Annotated in this window: 18 protein-coding genes; 4 read left to right on the forward strand and 14 right to left on the reverse strand. The window is 65.8% G+C overall.

Annotated features, from left to right (window positions below; genetic code table 11):
* Positions 1-8: 8 nt before the first annotated feature.
* From ABS45_RS13240 to ABS45_RS13260, 5 genes are all read right to left on the reverse strand, one after another.
* On the reverse strand, positions 9-1,241 hold the full coding sequence (locus ABS45_RS13240) for an HDOD domain-containing protein (RefSeq protein ID WP_291556115.1): 1,233 nt from the start codon (positions 1,239-1,241) through the stop codon (positions 9-11).
* A gap of 71 nt (positions 1,242-1,312) precedes the next feature.
* Positions 1,313-2,572, reverse strand: coding sequence for a flagellar hook-associated protein FlgL (gene flgL, locus ABS45_RS13245; RefSeq protein ID WP_291556116.1), 1,260 nt, complete (start codon positions 2,570-2,572; stop codon positions 1,313-1,315).
* A gap of 11 nt (positions 2,573-2,583) precedes the next feature.
* Complete coding sequence (gene flgK, locus ABS45_RS13250; RefSeq protein ID WP_291556118.1) at positions 2,584-4,539, reverse strand: flagellar hook-associated protein FlgK; 1,956 nt, start codon at positions 4,537-4,539, stop codon at positions 2,584-2,586.
* Between the two features lie 13 nt (positions 4,540-4,552).
* A complete protein-coding gene (gene flgJ / locus ABS45_RS13255; protein ID WP_291556120.1) occupies positions 4,553-5,464 on the reverse strand; it encodes a flagellar assembly peptidoglycan hydrolase FlgJ in 912 nt (303 codons plus the stop codon).
* On the reverse strand, positions 5,464-6,585 hold the full coding sequence (locus ABS45_RS13260) for a flagellar basal body P-ring protein FlgI (RefSeq protein ID WP_291556123.1): 1,122 nt from the start codon (positions 6,583-6,585) through the stop codon (positions 5,464-5,466). The genes flgJ and ABS45_RS13260 overlap by 1 nt, the downstream gene beginning before the upstream one ends.
* A 212-nt stretch (positions 6,586-6,797) precedes the next feature.
* On the opposite strand from ABS45_RS13260, the gene ABS45_RS13265 reads away from it, so the two are divergent.
* Positions 6,798-7,742, forward strand: a complete 945-nt coding sequence (locus ABS45_RS13265) for an IS1595 family transposase (protein ID WP_291556125.1) — start codon at positions 6,798-6,800, stop codon at positions 7,740-7,742.
* An 86-nt stretch (positions 7,743-7,828) separates the two neighbouring features.
* Here ABS45_RS13265 and ABS45_RS13270 read toward each other — a convergent pair whose 3' ends face one another.
* From ABS45_RS13270 to flgB, 8 genes are read right to left on the reverse strand one after another with little or no spacing between them, the layout of a single operon-like run.
* Positions 7,829-8,812: a hypothetical protein gene (locus tag ABS45_RS13270; protein ID WP_291556127.1), complete on the reverse strand. Its 984-nt coding sequence runs from the start codon at positions 8,810-8,812 to the stop codon at positions 7,829-7,831.
* A 7-nt stretch (positions 8,813-8,819) separates the two neighbouring features.
* Positions 8,820-9,524: a flagellar basal body L-ring protein FlgH gene (locus tag ABS45_RS13275; RefSeq protein WP_291556129.1), complete on the reverse strand. Its 705-nt coding sequence runs from the start codon at positions 9,522-9,524 to the stop codon at positions 8,820-8,822.
* Between the two features lie 12 nt (positions 9,525-9,536).
* Positions 9,537-10,319 (reverse strand): flagellar basal-body rod protein FlgG, encoded by a 783-nt coding sequence (flgG, locus tag ABS45_RS13280; protein ID WP_291556131.1) that lies wholly within the window; start codon positions 10,317-10,319, stop codon positions 9,537-9,539.
* A 12-nt stretch (positions 10,320-10,331) separates the two neighbouring features.
* The gene (flgF, locus tag ABS45_RS13285; RefSeq protein ID WP_291556133.1) at positions 10,332-11,072 is read right to left on the reverse strand and encodes a flagellar basal-body rod protein FlgF; all 741 of its coding nucleotides are present in this window, start codon (positions 11,070-11,072) and stop codon (positions 10,332-10,334) included.
* Positions 11,073-11,098: 26 nt separating this feature from the next.
* A complete protein-coding gene (gene flgE / locus ABS45_RS13290) occupies positions 11,099-12,355 on the reverse strand; it encodes a flagellar hook protein FlgE (RefSeq protein WP_291556136.1) in 1,257 nt (418 codons plus the stop codon).
* Between the two features lie 30 nt (positions 12,356-12,385).
* Positions 12,386-13,048, reverse strand: coding sequence for a flagellar hook capping FlgD N-terminal domain-containing protein (locus ABS45_RS13295; RefSeq protein WP_291556138.1), 663 nt, complete (start codon positions 13,046-13,048; stop codon positions 12,386-12,388).
* Positions 13,049-13,064: 16 nt separating this feature from the next.
* Positions 13,065-13,469 carry a flagellar basal body rod protein FlgC gene (gene flgC / locus ABS45_RS13300; protein ID WP_291556140.1) on the reverse strand — a complete coding sequence of 135 codons (405 nt, stop codon included), beginning with the start codon at positions 13,467-13,469 and terminating at the stop codon, positions 13,065-13,067.
* Between the two features lie 21 nt (positions 13,470-13,490).
* Positions 13,491-13,901, reverse strand: coding sequence for a flagellar basal body rod protein FlgB (gene flgB / locus ABS45_RS13305; RefSeq protein ID WP_291556143.1), 411 nt, complete (start codon positions 13,899-13,901; stop codon positions 13,491-13,493).
* Positions 13,902-14,115: 214 nt separating this feature from the next.
* Here flgB and flgA point away from each other — a divergent pair, with 214 nt between their 5' ends.
* The 3 genes from flgA to ABS45_RS13320 all read left to right on the forward strand — a co-directional run bounded on the left by flgA (position 14,116) and on the right by ABS45_RS13320 (position 15,647).
* Positions 14,116-14,841, forward strand: a complete 726-nt coding sequence (flgA, locus tag ABS45_RS13310) for a flagellar basal body P-ring formation chaperone FlgA (protein WP_291556145.1) — start codon at positions 14,116-14,118, stop codon at positions 14,839-14,841.
* Positions 14,842-14,941: 100 nt separating this feature from the next.
* Positions 14,942-15,283 (forward strand): flagellar biosynthesis anti-sigma factor FlgM, encoded by a 342-nt coding sequence (flgM, locus tag ABS45_RS13315; protein ID WP_291556147.1) that lies wholly within the window; start codon positions 14,942-14,944, stop codon positions 15,281-15,283.
* Between the two features lie 16 nt (positions 15,284-15,299).
* Positions 15,300-15,647, forward strand: coding sequence for a hypothetical protein (locus ABS45_RS13320; RefSeq protein WP_291556149.1), 348 nt, complete (start codon positions 15,300-15,302; stop codon positions 15,645-15,647).
* A gap of 160 nt (positions 15,648-15,807) precedes the next feature.
* Here the strand turns inward: ABS45_RS13320 and ABS45_RS13325 are convergent, their stop codons facing one another.
* Positions 15,808-16,533, reverse strand: coding sequence for an RNA polymerase sigma factor FliA (locus ABS45_RS13325; RefSeq protein ID WP_291556150.1), 726 nt, complete (start codon positions 16,531-16,533; stop codon positions 15,808-15,810).
* Positions 16,534-16,541 lie beyond the last annotated feature (8 nt).

The following is a 16,541-nucleotide window of genomic DNA, read 5'->3' on the forward strand; positions in this document are numbered from 1 at the left end:
AAACCCGATCATGCACCTCTTGAGCGCTGGACCACGCAGGCGCGCAGCATGTGCAGCAAATTGCGGTTGAGCTGCTCGCGGTCGAATTCGTGCGCCTCGCACAGCTGGCGCACCACGGCGCTGTCCTCGCCTTCCAGCGCCACCGCCATGTCCAGGCTGGGCGCATAGGGGCCGGTGTGCAGCACGGCCGCGTCGTAGACGCGGTCCGACAAGGGCAGGCGGCGCAAGATCGTGCCCAGCGGTTCGCCCAGCAGCGCATCGAGCTGGGAGAACAGCGCGCACAGATACATCTCGGCGCGCAGATCCTTGCCGACACCGGCTTCGATGAGCTGCTCGGCCAGGCGGGCGCGCAGCACCATGGTCTCGCGCACCGGGCGCAGGTCCGGTTCGGTGGATGCATTGGGCAGCTGGTCACCGAGCCAGCGGCTGATGGAGCCGTAGCCCATCATCACCAGGCCACGGCGCAGCGAATCAACCCCGGTGCGCAGCCCCAGCGCGGCCGAATTGGTGTAGGTCATGAAGCGGTAGGCGAGCAGCGGGTCTTCGCCCAGGATCTGCTCCTGGCCGTCGATCGACTGCTCGTCGTCAATCGCCTTGAGCAGCTTGAGCACCACCTCATGTGCCGCCTGCAGCGGCTGGTGGCGCAGGCTGTAGAGCACATCCTCGATCGGCCAGCCTGCCAGTGCCAGAGCGTTGCCCTGGTCCAGGCAATGCGCCATCAGCGCGCGGCTGGCCACGCCGTCGTACATCTGCCCGGCAATGATGGGGCTGGCCGCAGACGCGCCAGCCTTGGCGACGGCGGCCTTGCCGGCGTTCAACGCCGCCACGGCATCGCCGGGGTCCAGCATGAGGATGCTGGTGTAGAACAGGCTCGCGACCTCCGGCTCAGGCAGGCGCGCCAGTGGCCCGCTCCAGACCAGCTTGAGCCCCCTGCGCTGCGCCGCGCGCGCACGCGCCAGCAGGGCGGCATCGGCCAGCCAGGCGTCGGTCACTTCGATCGGCGGCGAGCCGGGCGGCGCATGCTGCAGCCAGTCGGCCAGGATCTGGGGCGTACGCGGCGCCAGCAGCAGCGGCGGGGAAGAAGACGTCCACAGTTCTTCTATCGTGCGCAGCAGATGCAGCGCATCCACGGCCACCTGCGCCTCGCCTTCGACGAACAATTGCACGCCCGCCATGCGGCGCGCCCCGTTCCACAACGGGCGATACCCCAGAACCAGACTGCCTAGAACCGATTGAACCATGGGCCTTGAAGCGAAGGTGATGCCTTCGAGCTATTGTCCGCGATCGGCCCCACGGAGCAGGCGGCCGTGCATCAATTGATGAAGTTGAACAGCGACAGCTTCTGCACCGAGGCGTAGGACTTGAGCGCGGCCTCGTAGCCCACATTGGCATTCTGAAAATCGGAAATGCCCTTGACCATGTCCAGGTCCTCGGCACGCGAGCGGTCGCCTTCGAGCTGGATGGAGCGGCTCTCCTGGTCGCCCGAGATGCGGTCCGCGCGGTTGAGCAACTCGCCGGCATAGCCGCGCACATTGCTCAGGCGCTGCAGGCCGGCATCGATGCTGGCGAGCGCCGAATTGCTGGCCTGCGCCGCCAGGATGCTGTCGGGCGCATTGGCAATGCCGTTGATGGCACTTTGCACGCTGCTCATCAGGCTGGCGCTGGGCGCAACGCTCACCGTATCTCCTATGGCGGGTGTTCCCTGCAGCGTGAACTGCAGCACCGTATCCAGCCCCTCGGTGATGGTGACCGGCATAGCCTGGCCGCTGAGCACGGCCGGCGTGCTGCCGGTGCTGGTGGTCACGGTGCCGTCGCGCGCAGTCTTGGTCAGCGAGTAATTCACTGACGTGGTGCCACCCGAGCTCGTCACGCCCGTCACCTGCAGCGCATAGCTTGCACCATCGAGCTGTGGCAGATTGGAGGTCTGCACCGCACTGGAAAACATGGTGCTCGTCGCGCTGCCACGCGCAAGCGTGGCGGTGTAGACGCCGTCGCGTACCGGATCGAACATCAGCGCCGCATGGCCATCCATCTGCGACGCTATCGCCACACCCTCGCTGGCGCCCTGGCCCGGCAGACCGTTGAAAACATAGTCCGGCGCGCCCGGCAGCGGTCCGACAAAGGGCGCCAGCGCACTGCCCAGCGACCCCAGCAGCGGCATGCCGTTGACATCCTTGCGGTTGATGACTTCCTTGAGCTGGTCTTGCAGGCTCTGCAGCTGCATGGCGTAGGTCTTGCGATCGTCCTGCGTCAGCGTACCGCCGCCGGCCGCAACGATGGCCTGGCGGATCTCTTGCACCAGACCCACCGCGTCGCCCAGCGTCGATTCGGCCTGGGCCACGTTGCCCTTCTGGATTTCCAGCTGGCGCTGCTCGGCCTGGATACGCGTGAGCCGCGTGAGTGCGCGCTCGGCCTGGGCGGCAGCCACCGGATCGTCACTGGGTCGCACCACGCGCTTGCCGCTGGTGAGGTTTTCCTGCAGATCCACCAGCGATTTCTGCCGCGTACCGAGGTTGCGGATCGCGCTGTCGTACATGTTGGCCGTGCCAACGCGGTAGAAACTGTCTGCCATGGCCGTCCTCCCTATCGGCTGATGACCGAGATCAGGTTGTCAAAGATGTTCTGCGCAATCTGCAGCACCTTGGCCGAGGCCTGGTAGGCCTGCTGGTACTGGATCAGCTTGGAAGCCTCCTCGTCCAGGTTCACGCCCGAGACCGCGGTGCGGCTCGCCTCCAGGTTGTCGGCGATCTGGCCGGAGACCTGGGCCGCGTAAAGCGCGCTTTGCGTGCGCGTACCCACTTGCGCCATGAGGCTGGCGTAGCCGTCGGCCATGGTGGATTCGTCAAACAGCTTGGTGTCGCGCAGATTCATCAAGGCCTTGGCGTTGCCCGCGTCACGCGTATACCAGTCGCCATACTGGGGATCGCTGGCATTGCCAACGTTCACCGTGTCGCCCACCTGCGGCGTGCCCTGCAGGGTGATGCTCCAGCCATTGACCGTGATCGGCTGGCCGGGCACATAGCTCTGCGCCGTGGCCAGCGTGGTCGGCGGGTTGCTGCCGCGATCGAGCACGTCAAACGTCCCCGCCGCGGTAAAGCGCAGCTGGATGCCGCCCGGATAGGTCGGCGGAAGCGCCGTATCGCCCAGTGGCGGCGGGGTAAACCCCGCGCCCACCTGCAGCCCCGCCAACTGCAGCGTGCCGGTGTTGGTCGTACCCATGGCAGCGTTGATCGGGTTGGCGGCCGCCAGATCGCGCGGCGATTTCACCAGAGCCTGAATGCTTCCCGCGGCGCTGGAAAACGGTTTGAACAGCACACGTTCACCGGCGGCGCCTGGCGCGGTGAACTGGAAATTCAGTCCATCAACCACCTGGCCGACGGTGAAATCAGCCACGTTCGTGACCTGGTTGTCCGAAAGGCGCACCACCACGCCCGCCGGCGGCGTGGTGAAGCGCACTTCGTAATCCGAAGCGGCGAACGCGGCGGGATTGGTGAAGGCCACCGTCCCGACCGTCGCCGGGTTGCTGCTGTATCCGGGCATGCTGACCGGCACCGAAAACAGCGGATTACCGGCCACGCCATCCAGCGTCAGTCCGTTGGCCTGCTGGGCATTGAGGGTTTGGCCAATGCTCAGCGCCATGCGCCCCAGCATGTTGCCGGCGTCCGTCAAATCGGTATTGGCAAAGCGCATCAGACCGGTCACTTCCCCGCCGCCGAGCAAATCCGTGCTCATCTCTATCGGCCTGCCACCCGGTGGCGTGAAGTACAGCGCGCGCTGGCCGCTGCCCGGAAAGCTTTGCGACTCGCGCACCGAGAGGCTGGCGGCCACGTTGCCCAGCACCAGCGCCTGGCTGCCGCCGACGAACACACCCATGGTGCCGTCATCGGCCGGTATCTGCGTCGTTTGCACATACTGGTTGAGCTCACGGATCAGCTGGTCGCGCTTGTCCAGCAGGTCGTTGGGCGTCTGGCCATTGCCCTTGGCGCTCGCAATCTGCTCGTTCACGGCGGCGATGTTTCTGGCGAGCGTATTGACATGGTCCATGTCGCTCGCCAGCTGCTGGTCCACCGCGTAACCCAGCTCCTGCAGCTGCTGGGCGCCCGAACGCATGCGCGCCGCCATCTCGTCCATGCGCGTGAGCGACACCATGCGGGCGGTGAGGTCGGTCGGCGAGCTGACGACATCGCCGAGCGAATTGAGCATGTCGTTGATCGACGCCCCCAGGCCCTGCGTTCCGCCCTGAAAGATGTTCTGCAACTGCAGCAGGCGCTGCGAGCGCACCCCATCACCCGCCTGCACCGATTGCGCCGCCGCCGCCTGGCGCGTCAGCAACTCATCGTGGTCGCGCAGCACGGTGGTGACACTCACCCCCTTGCCGATGTACCCGCCGCCGGTGAATTGGCCTTCCACCGAATTGAGCACCACCTTCTGGCGCGAGTAGCCCGCCACATTCACGTTGGAAATGTTGTGGCCCGCGGTCTGCAGCGCCACCTGGTTGGCCATCAGGGCGCGTGCGCCGACGTCAAGAAGCCCACTCATGGCTCAGCCCTCGTCATGCCTGTGTACCGCCTGCGCCGCGCGCCACTGACAGCGTGCTCTGGATGGCGCGACTGAGCTTGCTGGCGTACTGCGGATCGGTCGCGTAGCCGGCCTTCTGCAGTTCGGCCGCATAGGCCTGGGCCGAGCCCGACTTCGCCACCGCCTGCGCCTTTTCGTAGCGCGGGTTGTCCGTGATGAGTCGCGCGTAGTCGCGAAACGATTCCTCGTAGGAGTCGTAGGCGCGGAACTTCGCCACCACCTTGCGCGGCTCGCCATCGACATATTCGGTGGTGGTCACCTGCGCCACCTTGCCGGTCCAGCCACCGGTGGCCTTGATGCCGAACAGGTTGTGCGAGTTGCCGCCGCCCGCCGTCTGGATGGCGCTCCTGCCCCAGCCGGTTTCGTGCCCCGCCTGACCGAGCATGAAGGCGGCGGGAATGCCGCTTTCCTGCGCCACGCGCTCCGCCGCGGCGCGGTGTTGCTGAACGAAATCGTCACGGCCTTTCGATGGCGCCGTGGGTGCGGCCGTACCGGCAAAGCGGAACGTGCTCTTGCCCAGCGCTGAAGCCGCGCCGGCCGGTGCGCTGGCGGCCTCGCTGGCGCCCAGCTGACGCGAGAGCTCGCGCTGAATCAGGCCCGCCAGGCCACCGGGCTGGCCTGCCATCTGCACCGACATCTGCTGATCGAACAAATCCGTGGCCAGGCCCCCTTCGCCGCCACTGTCGGGATTGAGCTGCTTGGTCGACTCGCGCATGCTCTTGAGCAACTCGCGCATGAAGAGCGATTCAAGCTGGCGCGAGGCTTCCTTGAGCGCGGCGCGCTGCGCCTGCACATCGCCCTGCGCCGCCTGCAGCTTGAGCGCATCCAGGCCGCGGCCATCGGCGGCCAGGCCTGCAGAACCCACGACTGTCGGCGAGAGAGCCATCAAATCACCTCCAGCTCCGCGTTGAGCGCGCCCGCGGCCTTGATGGCCTGCAGGATGGCCAGCAGGTCTTGCGGCGTGGCACCCAGTGCGTTGAGCGAGCGCACCACGTCCGCCAGCTGCGGCGAGGCTGGCATCTGCTGCACCTGCCCGCCCTGCTGCTGGATGGTGATCGCGCTTTGCTGCGCCACCACGGTCTGGCCCTGCGACAGCGGGTTGGGCTGGCTGATGACGGGCGTGCTGCTGATCGTGACCGAGAGGTTGCCGTGCGCGATCGCGCAGGGTCCCAGCGTCACCGCCTGATTGAGCACCACCGAGCCGGTGCGCGCGTTGATGACCACCTTGGCAGCGGGCGTGGAATCGGGCAGTTGCAACTCCTCCAGCTCGGCAATGAAGGCGACGCGCGCACCGGGATTCACCGGCGCCTTCACCTGCACCGTGCGGCCATCGAGCGCCATCGCCGTGCCGGGACCGGAGCGTGCATTGATGGCCAGCGCCACCTTGCGCGCCATCTGGAAATCCGAGGCATTGAGCCCCAGCGTGATCGTGTCACCATCGTTCAGCGGCGTGGGTACGCTGCGCTCCACCTGCGCACCCTCGGGGATGCGCCCGGCGCTCAAATGGTTGATCTGCACCTTGGAGCCACCGGCCGACGCACCTGCGCCGCCCACCACCAGGTTGCCCTGCGCCAGCGCGTAGATCTGCCCATCGGCACCGCGCAGCGGCGTGGCAATCAGCGTGCCGCCGCGCAGCGATTTGGCATTGCCGATGGAAGACACCACCACGTCAATCGCCTGCCCGGGCTGCGCAAAGGCCGGCAGCTCCGCCGTGACCACCACGGTGGCCACGTTCTTGAGCTGCGGCGCCGTAGTGCCGGGCGGCAGCGAGATGCCCATCTGCTGCAGGTAGTTGGCCATGGCCTGCGCCGTGAACGGCATCTGCGTGGATTGGTCGCCCGTGCCGTCCAGCCCCACTACCAGGCCATAGCCCGAAAGCTGGTTGCTGCGCACACCCTGCACCGCCGCGATCTCCTTGACCCGCGCCGCTTGTGCGGGAGCCAGCCACGCCAGCAGCAGCAAGGCCAGCAGCCACGGCAACAAGGAGGATGGTGACAGGGATCTCATGCGCCCATTGTGGGCAGCCTGGCGGATTTCTAAAGTGCGAAAAACCAGGCTTTCATCGCGCTGTTGGGCGTTTGAGCGCTGCTTTTGCAGCATTGCAGAGTTTTGATGAAAAGTGGCTCTTATAGCGGATATTAGTGATGCCTCTTGCTCAGCGCTCTTTTGCCCACACCTTGGGAGTGAGGGCGCGCAAGCGCCCGCTCTGGGAGAAAGCAATGAGACAGCAGCAGATGGCGCGACTCATGGGTCGCTTGCCTGCGCTCACGCACCATCAGCGCCAGGCGCTCATGCAAGCGCTTGAAGCATTGAGCGCACGCGACCTGGCCAGCGCCGTCGCTCAAGCACGCATTGGCGAGCACCCTGCCTGCCCGCACTGTGCCAGCACGCATATCGTCAAAAACGGCTCGGCCAGTGGTCTGCAGCGCTACAAGTGTCGCCAGTGCCAGCGCACCTTTAATGCGCTCAGCGGCACACCTCTGGCGCACCTGCACCTGCGCGGCAAATGGGCGGCGCATGCCAGTGCGCTCAGCCAAGGCCTGACATTGAGCCAGGTGGCGCGGCGCCTGCACGTTGCGCAAAGCACCGCCTTTCGCTGGCGCCATCGGTTTCTCTGCTGCGCCAAGGCGCTGCAGGCCAAGAGCTTGCGCGGCATTGCCGAGGCCGATGAGTCCTACTTTCTCGTCTCCGCCAAGGGGCAAAGGGGGCTGTTGCGCCGGGCGCGTCGACGCGGGGGCAAGGCCCTTGCTGGCTGCAAGGGCAGCGAATACACCCCGGTGCTCATGGCCCGCGATCGCTCTGGGGCGACAGCCAATCTGATCCTGGACACGAGCAAGGCGCAGAGCGTGCAAGCGGCTCTCGGGCCGCGACTGGCACGTGACGCCATCTTGTGCACTGATGCAAGCCGCACCTTGGCGTGCGCCGCCCGGGCCCTTGGTGTTGAACACCGCGCGGTCAACGTCAGCAGGCATGGGCCGGTCAGTGGGCCGTGGCATGTGCAGAACGTCAACGCCTTTGTCAGTCGCCTGCGTCAGTGGATGGTGCGCTTCAAGGGGGTCTGCACCAAGTACCTCGCTTCTTACCTGGGCTGGTTTCGCGTGCTCGATCGCGCGCCTGCTGGCGGCGTGCAACCCGCTGCAATGCTGGCTTTGGCGATGGGGTAACGGATGCATCATCAATAATCGCTAAAAGAGCCTGAAAAGTGGCTCAAACGCCCTGTAGTCAATCGCTACCAGCTATCTTTCATGAATCACTGTTGCGCTTTGCCTCGCACCGCCTTGGCCGCCTGCACGGGCGCCGCATGGCGCACGCAGTAATACAGCCCATTGGGCACGCTGGCGATGAAATTCGGGCGCACGCGCGAATCGCCATCCTGCGCCAGCGCGGTGTCGTACAGGCCGCTTTGCACGTGGTACATACCGCCTTCGCGCAAGGCCACGCCGCCGCCATAAAAGCCCGCCGCCTCGGCCATCTCCAGCTCGGCGGCGGTGGGCAGCACCGCGCCTTGCGTGGCGCAGTAGCGCACCGCCACCTCGCGCGACACCAGCCGGTCCATATGCCCGGGCGCGGCGGCAATCCACTCGCCCGCACTGGCGGGCCGGCGGTGGGCGGAAAAGCGCGCGCCCTCAAAATAGTCGAACACCTGCGTGGCCAGCGTCTTGGCCAGCAGGTTCACCGGCACCGTGGCAGAAAAGCTTTGCGAGGCGCCGCTGCGCAGCTTCACCAGCGTGAACGTGGCCTGCACCAGGTTGCCATCCAGCCGTGTATAGGTGATGTAGCCCGCCAGCTGCACGCGGTCGATGCGCTTTTTGAGGTCATCGAGCACCATGGGCCGCTGCAGCTGCTGCGGCGTGATGTCGGCGAAATCAAAATGCAGCTTGGGGTTGGCCATCCCGCGCTGGCGCGCGAGCGCATCAAGCTCGGCGATCAGCTGCACGTTCAGGCTGCGCCCGAGCTCGTTGAGTGCGCCTTGCTGGGCATGTGCCTGCAGGGTGTCGACCGCCTGCAGAGCGGCGACCAACTTTTCCGGATCGCCCTTGCCCGCGTGCAGATTGGCAATCGCCTGGCGATCCTGCGCGTATTCGGCGAGGTCGGAGGCGCGCACCACCGCGATGTTGGGCCAGACGGCAAAGCGCTGCTGCGCCGGATCACGAAAATCCTGCGCGCCTGCACCGACGGTCAGGCTGCAGCACAGCCACAGCAACCACCAGCGCGCCAGAGTCGCCCACCGCATCACGGCCTCAGAAGGGGGTAATGCTGTTGAACGCGCGTGCCAGCCAGCCCATGGCCTGCACCTCGGCCTGCTCGCCCAGACCGCGCGAGATCACGCGCACATTGGCCACATACTGCGAATCGATGACGTTGCCGGTGTGCCCGTTGGGGCCGCGGCGCAGATGGCGCGGATCGACGATGCCCGAAAAACGCAGCACATCGACGGCGCGGTTCACGCCCACCTGCTTTTCGCCGGTGATGACCAGATTGCCGTTGGGCAGCACCTCGGAGACGATGGCGGTGACGCTGCTCTTGAACTGGTTGGTGCTGCTGGTATCGCCCTTGCCACTGAAGTCGCTGTCGTAGCCCGCGCCGATGCCGCTGCGCCCGGCAATCTTGCTGACCGCCCCGGGCGCCAGCAGCGGCAGCGCCGTGATGCTGCCGCTGTTTTTGGAGGTGCGGCCGACGTTGGACTGGCTGTTTTGCTTGGCATCTATGGTTTCGAGGATTTCGATCGTCACCAGATCGCCGACGAACCGCGCGCGCTGATCCTCCATCACCGGGCGGTAGGTAGCGGAGTTGAAAAGGCTGCCAGAGGCCGGCCCCGTGGCCTGCGGTGCGGGCGCCAGGCGCGGCGGCTCGGTGGGCAGCACATCCACCGGTGGCGGCGGATTGATGCTGGCACAGCCGGCAGCGAGCAATGCCAGGGCGCAGGAAAGCAAGCGGACAAGCATGGTGGCCCCCCGTCAAAGTTGCGACAGACGCGAGAGCATCTGATCGCTGGTCTGCACCGCCTTGGAGTTGAGGTCGTAGGCGCGCTGGGTCTGGATCATGTTGATGAGTTCCTCCACCACGTTGACGTTGGAGTTCTCGACGAAACCCTGCTTGATGATCCCCAGCCCATTGGTGCCGGGCTGGCCCTGCTGTGGCGCACCCGAGGCGGCCGACTCCTTGAACAGGTTCTGCCCCACCGGCTCCAGTCCGGCCGGGTTGATGAAGCTGGACATCGTGAGCTGACCAATCTGCTGCGGCGCGGCATTGCCGGCGACGGTGACCGAGACCGTGCCATCTTGCGCAATGCTGATGGCCTTGGTGTCCGGCGGCACCGTCAGGCCCGGCGCCACGGGCAGGCCGTTGGAAGTGACCACCCGCCCCTGGGAATCGAGCTTGAACGAACCATCGCGCGTGTAGGCCGTGGTGCCATCGGGCATGGAAATTTCAAGGAAACCCTTGCCGTCGATCGCCACATCCAGATTGTTGTCGGTCTGTTGCAGGCTGCCCTGCGTGAACTTGCGGCTGGTGGCCACCACGTTCACGCCCAGGCCCAGATGCAATCCGGTGGGCAGCTGGTTTTGCTCGTCGGTCTGCGCGCCGACCTGGCGCAGGTTCTGATAGACGAGGTCCTCGAACACCGCGTTGTTGCGCTTGAAGCCGGTGGTGGAGACGTTGGCCAGGTTGTGCGAGATCACGTCCAGCTGCGTCTGCTGCGCCGTCATGCCGGTCTTGGCGATCCAGAGCGAATTCATCATGGCGAAAACTCCTTATCCGTTGAGGCTGAGCAAGCGCCCGGCGCTCTTGTCGTCGCTCTCCGCCGTCTGCAAGAGCTTCATCTGCTGCTCGAACTGCCGCGCCGCCGCGATCATCCCGACCATGCACTCCACCGCGTTCACATTGGAGCCTTCGAGCATGCCGGCGCGCATCTGGGCGTTCGGGTCCTGCGCCAGCGGGTCACCGGCCGCGGTGCGAAACAATCCGTCATCGCCGCGTTTGAGCGGCGTATCGGCCGTTTCGGTGGCCAGCTTCAGCCGCCCCACCGCCTGCGCCGGCTGGCCCTGCAGCTTGGCAGTGACGGTGCCATCGCCACCGAGCACGATGTCGGCCCCCTGCGGGATGTCGATCGGCGCGCCGCCGTCGGAAAGCACCGACAAACCGTTGCCGGTGACCAGTTGCCCTTGCGCCGTCACCTGGAAGTCGCCGGCGCGCGTGTAGGCCTCGGTACCGTCGAGTCCCTGCACCGCAAACCAGGCATTGCCGACCGCCATGGCATCGAGCGGCCGGCCGGTGGTCTGCGCCGGGCCGGCGCTGGTGCGATGGCCGGATGTCGCCTCAAGCGCAAACACCCGCGTCTTGGCGCCGTCGCCCTGCATGGGCACCGAGCGGAAATTCGCCATCTCGGCACGAAAACCCGTGGTGGAGGCATTCGCCAGATTGTTGGCCAGCACCGCCTGGCGGTTCATCGAGGCGTTGGCGCCCGTCATCGAGGTGTAGATGATGCGATCCATGGCGCGTGCTCCTCAGCCTTGCTTCATCACCGCAGGTTGACCAGCGTGGACATCACCTGGTCCTGCGTCTTGATGGTCTGCGCATTGGCCTGGTAGGCGCGCTGCGCGGTCATCATGTTCACCAGTTCGGCCGTCAGGTCGACATTGGAATCCTCCAGCGCCCCGGCGCGCAGGGCGCCGAAGTTGCCGCTGGTCGGAGTGCCCATGATGGGTTGGCCCGAGCTGAAGGTCTCCATCCACAGGTTGTTGCCTACGTCCGCCAAGCCTTGCGTGTTGCGAAACGAGGCCAGTGCAATCTGCCCCTCGGGGCGGCTCACGCCATTGGAATAGCGCGTGAGAATGGTGCCATCCGGGCCGATGTTGATGCCGGTCAGCTGCCCCGAGGTGTAGCCATCCTGGGTGAGTTCGGTGACGGCGAATTTGGTGCCGAACTGCGTCGCCTTGCTCAGGTCAATGGTGACCGGGAACGGCGCTGGCGGGTTGTTCGGGTTGGTCAGTGCCGGGTCCACGGTCAGCGTCAGTGGCGAGCCGCTGGTCAGCACGCCCGTGCCGTCGAACACCAGCTGTCCCACCGGCGTCGCCACCACGGGCGGCGTCGCCGTCGGGTCATCGAGCTTGTCGTAGATGTCCCAGGTGTTGGACGTTGCCGTCTTCTGGAAATACAGACTGACAGGCACGGCCACGCCCTGGCTGTCGTAGACGTTGACCGAAGTGCCATAGGCCGAGCGCGGCGTCGCGGCAATCGGGGGCGGGCCGGCGCTGCCCGCCGCATCGGTGGCGCGCGCATCCAGGTTCATCGACACCACGACGTTCTCCGTCACCTTGGCCGCGATCGGCGCACCGGCCGGGAACACCATCGGGGTGGGCGAGCTGGCGCTGCGCTGCCCCGTCAGCGGATCGACCGGGTAGCCCATGAGCTGCGCCATGTTGTTGGTCAGGACGTTGCCCTTGTCATCGAGCTTGAAATTGCCGGCGCGCGTGTAGGCCATGCTGCCATCGGGCTGCCTCACCTGGAAGAAGCCATTGCCGTTGATGGCCACATCCAGGTTGTTGCCGGTAATGGAAATATTGCCCTGGGTGAACTGCTGCGCCACCGCATCCACCTGCACGCCGATGCCGGCGTTGTTGCCGCCCGCCGAGCCGATGGCCGTGGCCACCATCTCGGCGAACTCGGTGCGCGAGGCCTTGAAGCCCACGGTTTGCGAGTTGGCGATGTTGTGGCCGATCACGTCCAGGTTCTTGCTGGCAGCGTTGAGACCGGTCAATCCTTGCTGGAATCCCATGGTGTGCTCCTGAAAATCGCTGGGCTGGTGTCAGACAACGCCACGAATGGCGGAATAGGCGACGGTGGAGCCATTGCCCAACGTCAGCGTGAGGCCCTTGGCGTCGGTACCCGTGGCGAGCACCGGCTGCTGCATCAGCGGCGTGGCGGTCACGGCATCCTTGCCGTTGGCGGCAACGACGCGGTAATGCAGCGCACTGGCGTCGCCGCTGTAGCCGCTCGCATCCCACTCAAAGGCGTGGCGTCCGCCGCCCTGCGCACCCAGCGGCACGCTGCCAACCACGTTGCCGCCGGGGGTGACGACTTCCACCTTCACGTCGGTCGCCGCCTGGTCCAGATCGAACAGTCCCTGGCCCTTGCCGGCGCTGACGCTCAATGCATCGCCCTCGGCCAAGACCGAGCGGCCAATCAGCGAGACGCCCGCCAGCTGCTGCATGCCGGCGAACTGCTGCGACAGCGACTGCACCGTCTGGTTGAGCTGCTGAATGCCGGTGACGGTGTTGATCTGCGCCATCTGCGTCGTCATTTGCGCGTTGTCCATCGGATTCATCGGGTCCTGGTGCTGCAGCTGCGCCACCAGCAGCTTGAGGAACCGGTCCTGCATCGCGTTCGGGTCGGTATTTTTCTGCGTGGTGCTGGACGTGCTCGCGGCGCCGGCATCGAGCGCGCTGGTGTCTATGGGGCTCATGAACATGGGATGGCTCCGGGGCTCACTGGCCCATCTGCAAGGTCTTGAGCAGCAGCCCCTTGGCCGTGTTCATCACCTCGACGTTGTTCTGGTAGGCGCGCGAGGCGGAGATCATGTTGACCATCTCCTCCACCGCGTTGACGTTGGAATGCGTCACATACCCCTCCCCATCGGCCAGCGGGTTGGTCGGATCCAGCACGCGCCGCCCGGGCGTATCGCTTTCCTGGATGGTGGAGACCTTCACGCCGGCAGCGCCATCCGTGCCCATGGGCGTGGTCTGGAATACCACCTGGCGCGCCTTGTAGCTCTGACCATCGGGGCCTGCCACCGCGTCGACGTTGGCCAGATTGCTGGCCACCACGTTCAGGCGCTGCGCCTGCGCGCCGATGGCGCTGGCGGAAATGTTGAAGATGGAGAACATCGACATGGCGGCTCCTCAGTGCAGCGGCTACTGGCCGGTGATCGCACTCTGCAGCGTGCGCGACTGGTAATTGATGAAGCGCAGCGTGGCCTCGTAGCGCACCGCGTTGTCCATGAAGGCCGCACGCTCGCGGTCCATGTCCACGCTGTTGTTGTCCAGCGCCGGCTCGGTCTGCAGCGCATAGCCGGGCTGCTGCGGCCCGGAAGCCACCGGATGCAGCGGGATATGGCGCGGGTTGCTCGTGCCCTGCGCGGCAAGCCGGCTGCCGGCCGACGACGCATCCGCCTGCTGCAAGGCGTCGGCAAATTTGAAATCCCGCGCCTTGTAGCCCGGCGTATCGGCATTGGCAATATTGCTCGCGAGCACGCGCTGGCGTTCGGAGCGCAGCATCAGCGCGTTGCCTTGCAGATTCAGCGAAGAGGTCAGTTTGTCGAGCATGCTTTGGCCTCGCATGGTGCAGAGGATGGGTCGTCAGGGCCACGGGGACTTCATGGCGTGCGTCGATTATGGAAACCGCGGCCGATTTCTAAAGGGCAATAAGCGCTGGCTGCCGGCCGCTGTTTCCCGCTTCAGCGCACCGGCAACTGCCCTACAGTGGCAGGCGTCCCATAGTCCCTGTGCGGGACTGAAGCAAGACTGGAGGTTGGGCACCATGAAGCTATTTCGCCTGATGCACGTCATGACCGTCGCGGCTCTCTCGCTGCTGCTGGCGTGGCCTGCGCATGCACAGCAGCAGGTGAACACGCCGCAGGACCTGGTGGCGCTGACGCAGCAATGGGTGGACCAGGCGCTGGCCCAGCTGCCCGCCGATGCCTCGCCACTGCGCATGCAGGTCCAGGTCGGGCAGCTCGACTCACGCCTGCGGCTCGCACCGTGCCAACGCGTGGAACCCTATCTGCCCCCGGGCGCACGCCTGTGGGGGCGCACCCGGCTGGGCTTGCGCTGTCTGGAGGGTGAAACCCGCTGGAACGTTTTCCTGCCGCTCACGGTGCAGGCCTTTGGCCCGGCCTGGGTGCTCACCGGCAACGTCGCCAGCGGCGCCACGCTGACCGAAAGCGATGCCATGCAGTCCGAAGTGGACTGGGCCGCCAACCCCGCCGCGGTGGTGACCAACCCGCAGGCCTGGGTGGGCCAGGTCGCTGCACTGCCGCTCTCCGCCGGGCAGGCACTGCGCCAGAACATGGTGCGCGCGCCCTATCTGTTCAAGGCCGGCGCGCCGGTACAGATCCGGGTACAGGGGCCGGGCTTTGCCGTTACCTCGTCGGGCCAGGCAATGGCTGCCGGCGCTGCGGGGCAAAATGTGCGCATACGCATGGCCAATGGCAAGATAATATCCGGCATTGTCAATTTTGACGGAACAATTGAAGCGGCTTTATGATGCACTGGTGCTCCGCCAACAAATTCCCTCAAGATCGATGCGGAGTTGCCGTTAACCTGCCTACAGGCCCCATGCCATGTCCGGGGCGGCGGAGAGTGTCATGAAAATCGGAAACAACGCAGACCTTGCCAGCACGCTGTCGCACACCGCTGCCGCCAAGCAACAGGCCAAGGTTGCAGCCACGCCCGCCCCTGCCGCTGAAACCGCTGCACGCTCCGCTGCCAAGGCGGGAAACGCCGGCGTGCCGGTCACGCTCTCAGAGAACGTGCTCACGGCCGCGCTGGGGCGCAGCGCCACCGATTTCAATGCCGAGAAGGTGGCCGCCGTCAAAAGCGCCATTGAAAAGGGGAGCTTTCGCGTGAACGCCGAAGCGGTGGCGGACAAGATGCTGGAAAACGCCGCCGAAACCCTGTCCTACGCGCAGGCGCGTCGCAGTCACTGAACCCCAAGACGGCTCCATGCCTGTGGGCACCCCGCTGGACCAACTGGAAGCTGCGCTGTCCGAGCTCCAGGCCAGCATTGCCTCGCCCAACCCCGATGCCGTGCCAGCGCGTGCGCAGGCCGTTCGCGCCGCTATGGGCGCACTGGCCGACTGGATGGCCCAAACCACCGAGAGCCAGCGGCCGCATGATTGCGCATTGCGCCTGCAGGCGCTGGGCGCACGGCTGGGCAGCACCCGCGAGCAACTGGCGCGCATGCTGGCAATCACCGGGCAGCAAGCGGCATCGCTGCTTCCCCCGGCCGATGCCGTCACCTATGGGCCATCGAACGCCAGCAAGGCGAGGATCTACCGCGCGCCCGGTTGAATCCTGACCAAGCCACCAGATGCGTGCCGTATTTCAGACTCCTTCCCCCTTTGGGGGAAGGCATGGATGGGGGCCCGCACACGCAGAACGCTGACCTTCAGGTGCTGCAGATCCCCAATGGGGAAGGAGCAACAGCCACCTGAGGCATGTGCCGATCAAGTCAATGCTCGCGCATCTTGTTGCGCAGGCGCGCCACGGCTTGGCTGTGCAGTTGGCACACACGCGATTCGGTCACGCCCAGCACCGCGGCGATTTCCTTGAGGTTCATGTCCTCTTCGTAGTACATGCCCATGATGTGCTGCTCGCGTTCGGGCAGCAGCTTGATGGCGGCCACCAGCGCGCTGCGTATGCCCTGTTCACGCAGCAGCGTGACCGGATCGGCCCCCTCGTCGGCCACGTTGCGATCCAGAAACCCGTCGCTGCCACCGTCCTCATCGCTCGCGTGGCCCATGTCCTCCAGATAGACCAGCTGTGCGCCGCGCACCTTGCCCAGCAGCGATTGGTAGTCGGCCAGCTCCATCTGCAGCTCCCGGGCAATCTCCGACTCGGTGGCGCAGCGGCCGGCCTTCTGCTCCGCGCGGCGCACCGCCTGTTCGATGTCCTTCTGGCTCTTGCGCGAGCTGCGGCTCATCCAGTCGTTCTCGCGCAGCTCGTCAAGCATGGCGCCGCGGATGCGCTGGGTGGCAAAGGTCTCGAACTGCACGCCTTGCGTGACTTCGTAGCGCGTCAGCGCATCATTGAGCCCGATCAGGCCCACCTGGATCAGATCGTCCAGCTCCACATTGGGCGGCAGCTTCGCGATCATGTGGTGCGCAATGCGCCGCACCAGCGGCACATGCTGGTGAAACAAAGCGTCGCGGTCGAGCTGGCCTTTGGCGGTGTACATGCGAAAAA

Origin of the sequence: Comamonas sp. SCN 65-56 (assembly GCF_001724135.1) — a bacterium.
Taxonomy (GTDB): Bacteria; Pseudomonadota; Gammaproteobacteria; order Burkholderiales; family Burkholderiaceae_C; genus Comamonas_C.

Bases quoted from the DNA above. Each gene is read 5' to 3' on its own strand.
- ABS45_RS13240 (WP_291556115.1), bottom strand. From the start codon at position 1,241: ATGGTTCAATCGGTTCTAGGCAGTCTGGTTCTGGGGTATCGCCCGTTG.
- flgL (WP_291556116.1), bottom strand. From the start codon at position 2,572: ATGGCAGACAGTTTCTACCGCGTTGGCACGGCCAACATGTACGACAGC.
- flgK (WP_291556118.1), bottom strand. From the start codon at position 4,539: ATGAGTGGGCTTCTTGACGTCGGCGCACGCGCCCTGATGGCCAACCAG.
- flgJ (WP_291556120.1), bottom strand. From the start codon at position 5,464: ATGGCTCTCTCGCCGACAGTCGTGGGTTCTGCAGGCCTGGCCGCCGAT.
- ABS45_RS13260 (WP_291556123.1), bottom strand. From the start codon at position 6,585: ATGAGATCCCTGTCACCATCCTCCTTGTTGCCGTGGCTGCTGGCCTTG.
- ABS45_RS13265 (WP_291556125.1), top strand. From the start codon at position 6,798: ATGAGACAGCAGCAGATGGCGCGACTCATGGGTCGCTTGCCTGCGCTC.
- ABS45_RS13270 (WP_291556127.1), bottom strand. From the start codon at position 8,812: ATGCGGTGGGCGACTCTGGCGCGCTGGTGGTTGCTGTGGCTGTGCTGC.
- ABS45_RS13275 (WP_291556129.1), bottom strand. From the start codon at position 9,524: ATGCTTGTCCGCTTGCTTTCCTGCGCCCTGGCATTGCTCGCTGCCGGC.
- flgG (WP_291556131.1), bottom strand. From the start codon at position 10,319: ATGATGAATTCGCTCTGGATCGCCAAGACCGGCATGACGGCGCAGCAG.
- flgF (WP_291556133.1), bottom strand. From the start codon at position 11,072: ATGGATCGCATCATCTACACCTCGATGACGGGCGCCAACGCCTCGATG.
- flgE (WP_291556136.1), bottom strand. From the start codon at position 12,355: ATGGGATTCCAGCAAGGATTGACCGGTCTCAACGCTGCCAGCAAGAAC.
- ABS45_RS13295 (WP_291556138.1), bottom strand. From the start codon at position 13,048: ATGTTCATGAGCCCCATAGACACCAGCGCGCTCGATGCCGGCGCCGCG.
- flgC (WP_291556140.1), bottom strand. From the start codon at position 13,469: ATGTCGATGTTCTCCATCTTCAACATTTCCGCCAGCGCCATCGGCGCG.
- flgB (WP_291556143.1), bottom strand. From the start codon at position 13,901: ATGCTCGACAAACTGACCTCTTCGCTGAATCTGCAAGGCAACGCGCTG.
- flgA (WP_291556145.1), top strand. From the start codon at position 14,116: ATGAAGCTATTTCGCCTGATGCACGTCATGACCGTCGCGGCTCTCTCG.
- flgM (WP_291556147.1), top strand. From the start codon at position 14,942: ATGAAAATCGGAAACAACGCAGACCTTGCCAGCACGCTGTCGCACACC.
- ABS45_RS13320 (WP_291556149.1), top strand. From the start codon at position 15,300: ATGCCTGTGGGCACCCCGCTGGACCAACTGGAAGCTGCGCTGTCCGAG.
- ABS45_RS13325 (WP_291556150.1), bottom strand. From the start codon at position 16,533: ATGTACACCGCCAAAGGCCAGCTCGACCGCGACGCTTTGTTTCACCAG.